The sequence below is a fragment of the Streptomyces sp. NRRL WC-3549 genome (assembly GCF_000721935.1).
Taxonomy (GTDB): Bacteria; Actinomycetota; Actinomycetes; order Streptomycetales; family Streptomycetaceae; genus Streptomyces.
Genome location: NZ_KL585414.1, coordinates 1 through 7,212 on the forward strand (window position 1 = coordinate 1; position 7,212 = coordinate 7,212).

Annotated in this window: 3 protein-coding genes and 1 pseudogene; 2 read left to right on the plus strand and 2 right to left on the minus strand. The window is 68.8% G+C overall.

What is annotated here, in order from left to right:
- Both IH13_RS0121225 and IH13_RS0121230 read left to right on the plus strand, forming a co-directional pair.
- A pseudogene (locus IH13_RS0121225) lies at window positions 1-384 on the plus strand (hypothetical protein); the annotation flags it as partial.
- Window positions 381-1,832 (plus strand): hypothetical protein, encoded by a 1,452-nt coding sequence (locus IH13_RS0121230; RefSeq protein ID WP_031086774.1) that lies wholly within the window; start codon window positions 381-383, stop codon window positions 1,830-1,832. The pseudogene IH13_RS0121225 and the gene IH13_RS0121230, both read left to right, overlap by 4 nt.
- A 66-nt stretch (window positions 1,833-1,898) precedes the next feature.
- Here IH13_RS0121230 and IH13_RS0121235 read toward each other — a convergent pair whose 3' ends face one another.
- Together IH13_RS0121235 and pglW are read right to left on the minus strand one after the other, a co-directional pair.
- The gene (locus IH13_RS0121235) at window positions 1,899-3,311 is read right to left on the minus strand and encodes a hypothetical protein (protein WP_031086776.1); all 1,413 of its coding nucleotides are present in this window, start codon (window positions 3,309-3,311) and stop codon (window positions 1,899-1,901) included.
- Window positions 3,312-3,412: 101 nt separating this feature from the next.
- Window positions 3,413-7,212: BREX system serine/threonine kinase PglW (pglW, locus tag IH13_RS0121240; protein WP_063837473.1), on the minus strand; the 3,800-nt coding region annotated here is incomplete at its 5' end.

Below are 7,212 nucleotides of genomic sequence, written 5' to 3' on the forward strand. Positions count from 1 at the left end.
AGGATGCTGCTCTCCGAGTGGCAGCACAGGCCGGACGACGCGCGCATGCTGCGGGAGCGGATCAGGGTCGTGGCCGCGATGTTCCACTCGGCCGGGGACATCGAGCGGCTCGGCACACTCCGCAGGCACGCGTACGACCTGTTCGTGGACACGCTGTACAACCTGTCCGACGAGGGCGACGAAGAGCCGTTCTTCTCACCGGACGGCGCCGTGGACGACGCCCCGTACGCGGCTGTCCCCATCCTCTTCGGCAACGACCTGGTGGGCCTGGACCCGCTGCGCAGCCGGAAGTGGCCGGAGCTGCCGTTCGTGGAAGCGGCGTACCGGACGTTCACCAGCACCGTGGAGCGGCTGCTGCTCGCGCCGCACGAGGAGAAGCGATGAGCGCGCCGACCGTGGCCGCCGAGTACCGGAAGCTGCTGATCGAGGCGCTGGGTGCGGCCCCCGACGCGAACACCTCCGGGCCCGACTTCCGCACGCTGTTCACGCCGTCCTCGCACCGGCTGGCCCTGGATCCGGACGTCACCGTGGTGCGCGGTGCGCGCGGCACGGGCAAGACGTTCTGGGCCAAGGCCCTGGTGGACGACCGGCTGCGGGAGGTCGCCGCCGACTCGTACATGATGCCGAGGCTGCGGCGTACGCGGGTGAGCATCGCGTTCGGCGTGGACGGCACCGACGAACCGGCGTTTCCGCTCAAGAAGACGCGCGAACGTCTGATCAACGACGGCATCGATCCCGACGACCTGTGGGCCACGGTCATCCTGATGGCTCTCGACGTGCCGGAGGTGCGTCGGATCGACTCCTGGGCCGAGCGCATCCGATGGACAGGGGAGAACCCGGACGCGTACGACAACGCGGTCCTGCGCGCCGACCGGGAGAGCCGCGAGCGGGGCGAGACGCGCGTACTCCTCTTCGACGCCCTGGACCATCTGCACGGTGAGCGCCGCCAGTCGGACCGGATGCTGTCCGCCCTGTTCCAGGCGGCGCTCGAACTGCGGCTCACCACGGGCACCCTGCGGGCGAAGATCTTCGTCCGGCCGGACATGTACGAGAACGCGCCCAAGGCGTTCGCCGACGCGTCAAAGCTCGGCGCCAACTCCACCGACCTCACCTGGGAGCGGGAGAACCTCTACGGCCTCCTCTTCCACCAGTTGGGCAACCACCCCGGCCCGGAAGCGAAGAAATTCCGCGAGGCAACGGGCGACTGGCGTGCCGAAGGGGACGGCCGGTACGTCGCACCGGTCGCCGTCATCGCCGACACGGAGCGGCAGGAGGAGGTGTTCGTCTCCCTGGCCGGCGCCTTCATGGGCACCGACCGGCGCAAGGGACACACCTACACCTGGGTGCCGAACCATCTCCAGGACGGCAAGGGTCAGGTCAGCCCCCGCACCTGGCTGTCCACGCTGTGCAAGGCCGCCAAGCTGACCGACGCCCGCTTCGCGAGCCACGCCGTCCCGCTGCACTACGAGGCGATCCGGGACAGCCTGAGCTTCGCGTCAAAGATCCGTGTCGAGGAGCTCCAGGACGACATCGGCTGGGCAGCTCTGGCGGTCCAGCAGCTCGAAGAGGGCCAGGTGCCCATGGAACCGTCCGGCGTCCACTACGCCTGGCTCAAGGGCTCACTTGCCGCGAAGGTACGTTCCGCGCTGGAGAACGAGAGCGAGGGCAGCGGGCCGCGGGATGTCGACGACTCGGTGTCCCTGCTCAGGGAACTCATCGAGCTGGGAGTCATGACGAAGCGCAGCGACGGCTCCATCGACCTGCCGGACATCTACCGCCTGGCCTTCGACATCGGCCGTCGCGGCGGCGTCCCGCGGCGGCACGTGAGCTGACAGCCGACGACGGCGGTCGGCCATCAGGACTCTGTCCCTCAAGCCGATCGCCTCGCAGGGTCCCGCTCAGCGGACTTCCCGTCGTTGTGCATTGCGCCGTGCCTGGGGCGGCTCATCGCCGCCCAGGACGGCGAGCACCAAGCTGCGCTGCCCACGGAAGCTGCGGATGACCTGTTGGCGGACCAGGTCCGTACTCGTACCCGTCGTTCCGATCTGACCGGACTCCACGAGTCGCGTGAACAGCGTGTTGTCCAGATAGCCCGGAACGTTCTTGTAACCGAAGCGCACGGCGCCCTGTCTGCCGTCCTTCAGGCGGGCATCGTCGCGTAGCGACTCGAACTGCTTTCGGGAGAAGTACATCCCGTGCACCATTTCCGACGTGTGCGGCAGAAGGGAGCGCGGATGACACAGCTTGATCCAACTCGGACTCGTGTCCAGTCGCTGCTCATCACCTACACCTCTCTGCATCTCGGCGTAGCGGTCGAGGCTCCGCATACGCGTCAGTTCCTTGGCCAGGTTCCGGTCGCTGTTCGGATAGTAGAAGCCGCCTTTTTCCGCATCGAGCTTCTTGTACTGCACGAGCACAAGACTGTGACGCGAGACGTTGTAGAAAATGATGTCGCATCCGAGGAGGCTCTCCGCGGCGGTGCGGTTGGCGTTGGCCACCAGTAAGGTACGGCCGTGCTCACGGAATTCGCGCCACGCCACGTGGCTCGTCGCCTCGCTCAGCCAGCCGAGCATCGTCGTGGTGTCGTGGGTGATGAGATGGTCTTCCAGCGCGGGCTGGGCGTCCACGGGACGCGGATGTTCTGGTGACCGAGGCAGCCGTACGTCGGGGCGCTCCGCCGAGGCGGTCCCCTGCGTAGAACCAGTGACAAGGTCAAGGAACTGAGGAGGGACCGAGTCGTCGTACAGGTCCTCGGCCGGCGGATCCCATTCAGCGAGCCCCGACGCCTGGAAGCCGGCCATACGGGTGGCACCGAGGGTGGCGTCACGCTGAAGAGCGAGTTCTTGTCCTGCCCGTGCGCTTCCGAAGTGCCACGGCTCGGTGGCGTTCTCGATGAGGCTGACGATCTCCGTCAGCTCCGGCCGCAGCTCGAGCAGAAGAGCGCGTATCGCTCCACCGGTACCCGGAGTCTGCTGGCCGTCCTCCACAAGGTGACGCCGCAGGCGATCGGGGACGTGTTCGAGCAACTCGCTGATCGGGAGAGGTCGCCTGAGCGGACGAACCTGCGTGACCCGCAGCTGCTGTTCCTTGTCTGCTGCCCTTTTGCCACGAGCCGACCTGCCGAGGCGGGTGATCTCGAAGCGCCCGTAGGCGTCTTCGGAAGCAATTAGCAACAGGTGGCGGCCCTTGGGCCACAGGTCACGCGGACGAGTGACCGTCCACTCCCACGCGAGGCGCCGCGATTGATGCAACTTCTCGAGGTGCTCGAGGTAATCGAGTTCGTAGTCACGGCATTTGATGATCGCTACCATGCCCACATTCTGGCTGGCCTGGTCTGCGTGAGGGGCGGCTTTTCCTATCTGGTGGGATCGTCGGGCAAGTCACATTCCTCCTTTCGCAGGGCCTTGCCCTATCAGGCGGCCTGCTCCTCCCTCGCCCCCAGGAACCCGCTGCTCAGGTAGGCCAGTTCACCGTCGTTGCGCAGCGCCTCCACTGTGCGGCCGTCCAGGTGCGGGTCCTGAGTGCGGGACTCCACCGGGCAGAGCAACCACAGGCCGTGCGGATCCTGAGCCGGGCGGCGGGAGGCTGCCTGGAGCGGGATCAGGAAGTCACGGCCGCCCTCGTCCCAGTACCGGGAGATCAGACCCGCGTCGTGCAGGAAGAGGACGGTGCGCGGCTCCAACGCGCGGGTGCGGAGATCGTCGGCGACGCGCTGCCACACCACGCGGACGAACGTGGCGAGGCCTGGCTTGATCCGGCCGGGGGCCGAGGCGGCGTCGGCGCGCAGGACCGTCTGCCAGTCCTGTCCCTTCTCCTTCGTGAGCTGCCTGAACTCGCGCAGGAACAGCGCACCGACGTCCACGGGTACGACCGGGGCACAGTCCGCTACCTTCTGCGCCGCCCCTTCCAGGCGAGCGGCCTTGACGGTGAGCGCGAGAAAGCCACCGCGGCGTGCGCTCTCGGTGAGCCGGTCGAGAAGGGGTCCGTGCGGGTCAGCGGCTTCGCGGCGCGCGGTGGTACGCACCGGCGGCAGCGTACTGGTGAGCGTGCCGGTGGAGGACCAAGGGCCGGTCGACCTCGGGGCAGGAGGGTAGAAACGGCCGGCCTCGTCGTTGTGGCGGAGGTCGAAGCGAGCTGCTTGGAGGGCGTCCTCGAGCGCGACGGGGGTCGGCTCCTGGCCGGCCAGTGCGCTGAGGTCCGGGAATCTCGCCCGTACGCGGGCGATCAGCTCGGTGGCGGTGACGCCCAGGTCGGAACGGACTCCAGCGCCTGCCTGCGAGATGCGCAGCGCACGGTCCAGACTCAGATCGCGCGGGTACAACTCCAGGCGGGGGCTGCACTCGACGGGCGGGGCGACGGCTGCGGCCAAGGCCACGAGGCGGGTGTCGGCCAGCGGGGCGAAGCCCTCCGGGGCGGGCACGACCCGTAGATCCCGGACGACTTCGGCCCTGCCCGGCAGCGGCTCGCGGGCCGCGAGCTTCTCGGCGCTCGCGCCGAGGTGAGCGGCGTAGTCGGCCAGCTCACGCGGGTTCGGGTCGTCGGTGTCCGGGAGGGACTCGGACGCCAGCAGCACAATGTCGCCGCGTCGGTGTACGGCGAGGCGGGGTTCATGGCCCTCCTCCTCGCGGGTCTCCGCCTCGACGGCGGCACGGACGACGGCCATGGCCCGGGCGGTGACGCGCTCGGGAGTGTCGTCCTGGGCGCCGTGCAGCCCACGCAGTTCCCGCGCTGCCTCGGCCGCGGTCATGACGCGGCCGAAGTCCTGCACCATCTCGACGAGTTCTGTGCAGACCCGCTGGAGCCAGTCGGCCTCGGCCCAGCGTTTGATCTCGGCGCGGTGGTGGCGCGAGACGGGCGGCTGCTTGATCTTGAGGTGGTCCGAGATCCGGGCCTGGACGGGCCACTGACCCAAAGGGGAGAGCCCGCCGTCCTCCGGTGGCAGACCGAGCGTCAGTCGTACGACGTCGGCGCGGTGTGAGCCCTTTCGGCCGGGGGGCGGAGTGAGCAGGGCAGCCATGTCGTCGATCGACAGGATCCCGGTGAGACCGGCATTCGGGCCGTCGGCCGTGACTCCGGAAGCGCCGCTGCCTCCAGGTGTGACAGCTCCGGTGCTGCTGCCTCGTAGAGCGCCCACCCACTGGTTGCGGCGACGGTTCAGTTCCTTGCGCACCAGCGGGCCCGCGCCGCGTGCCCTGGAGATGGCGGAGGGCTGGACGTCCAGAAGCTGCTCGACGGTCGTGGCCCCGAGGCCGCACGCGACCGTGACCGCGCGTGGCGACAGACCGGCGAGCTCCAACAGCGTGGTGCCCTCAGCGGCCAGGGCAGCGCGGTCACGTGCCTGCTCCGTGTCTTCCGCCTCCGTGCCCACGGTGGAGGGGGTGGTGGGCGGGCGGTCGGTGTCCGCGTCACGGAACACCTTCTGCCAGGCGTCCTTCATCTGCCGCAACGTGTCGAAACGGCGCTCGATGTCGCGGTGCAGCGCGCGCTGGAAGAACGCCGTCAGGCCGTCCCGCAGGGGGTCGTGGAACAGATCACGCTCGACGTGCAGTTCGGCGGACTCGTTGGTGAGCGGGTCTATACGGCCGTCGCCCCACAGCGGCCGCTCACCGCTGGCCATCTCGTGCAGGGTGACGGCTGCCGCGTATCGCTCGGCGTGGTCATCGAAGTGAGGTCGGCGAACCGAGCCTAGAAACGGGTCGAGATAGCCACGGGTGCCGGCCTTCACATCACGGTCCGACGCGTCGGTCAGCGAGAAGTCGAACAGCTTCAGCTGCCAGGTGAAATCCTTGCGGCGGTGGATGCCGAGGTTGTCCGGCTTGATGTCGCGATGGCGCACACCGTTTGCGGCAAGCTGGTCGAGCGCCAGGAAGAGGTCTTCCCCGAAGCGCTCAAGCTCGTCATAGCTGAGCTGCCCCTTGCCGCGCAATCGTGCCCCGAGGGACTGCTCGCCCGCGTACTCCAGTTGCAGGACCGTGCGCTCACCGGCCTCGCGCAGTCCTTCGCCGCGCAGCTGGACGATCGCACCACCGCCGACCAGTTTCAGGGCGCGCTCCTCCGCGCGCAGCCGGTCGGCCTTCTGCTCGTCGAGGGCCACCTTGAAGACGCGGTCCTCGATACGGACCGTGCCGTCGTCGTCCTCGATGGCACGCTCCACGAGCAGTGCGCGGGCCGTGGAGCCCGTACCGAGAACCCTGCGTACGGACCACTCCGTGTCGAGAGCCTGCCCGGGCAATGCTTCCAGGGGGTCGACGGAGGCGGCGGACTGCGAGTCGGGCACGATGTCGGCCCGCTCCGCTTCGTCCAGGAGACCCAGGAACTCCTCGGCGGAGCTGAGCCGATCGTTGGCATCAGCCCGGGTCGCACGGAAGACGAGGGTGTCCAGCGCGTCGGAGACGCCGTCGGCGACGGCGTACAGGTGGAGTCCGGACTCCGTGCGCAGGCGCTCCTTGAGGACACTGCGTTGGGGTGCCGGGGGCTTGCCGGTGAGGATCAGATAGGCGACAGCGCCGAGGCCGAAGATGTCCAGGTCCCCGGGGTCGGGGAACGGCTGGTCGGTCTCGGGGGCCAGATAGACGTGAGCCGCGTCCTCGATCAGGGCGGCGTCCAGGGACGAAGCGCCGATCGACCGGAAGAACGTGCCGCTGCTGTCGAAGTCGCGGGCCGCCGTCTGCCAGTCGGTGATGCGCAGTTCGGGACTGGCTCCCTCGCCACGGAAGGAGACGTAGACCGAGCGGGCTGCCAGAGCACGGTGGTAGAGGGAACGGCTGTGGGCGTGGCGCACCGCCTCGGCGAGCTGGCGGACCAGGTCCAGCCGGGTCTCGGGCGTCAGCGCGCTGCCATAGGTATCCAGGTACTGGTCGAGCCGCAGGTCCGTGTGCCGGTGCCGGAAGAGGATCGCCGGCCCGCCCTCGTGGTCGCGCAGCTCGACGGCATCGACGATGCCCCGGTGGGTGATGCCCTGCAGGACCTGGTACTCGCGGCGGGCGGCACGCTCCGTGGACTTCCTCGCCGCGTCGTTCGCGCTCTGGCTGACCAGATAGATACGGACGCGGCCCTCCTCCTGGGCGAGGCCGTCGTCGCGCTTCGCGAGCCGGTCCTCCCAGGAGGTCCCCGCGTCGAGGGGATGCGGCTCCATCTTCCAGGCGTCGCCGAACCGCAGATGGCCGGTGGACTGCCGGATGCCGATGGTCTTGAGCTGTCTCTTATACACAT

Bases quoted from the DNA above. Each gene is read 5' to 3' on its own strand.
- IH13_RS0121235 (WP_031086776.1), bottom strand. From the start codon at position 3,311: ATGGTAGCGATCATCAAATGCCGTGACTACGAACTCGATTACCTCGAG.
- IH13_RS0121230 (WP_031086774.1), top strand. From the start codon at position 381: ATGAGCGCGCCGACCGTGGCCGCCGAGTACCGGAAGCTGCTGATCGAG.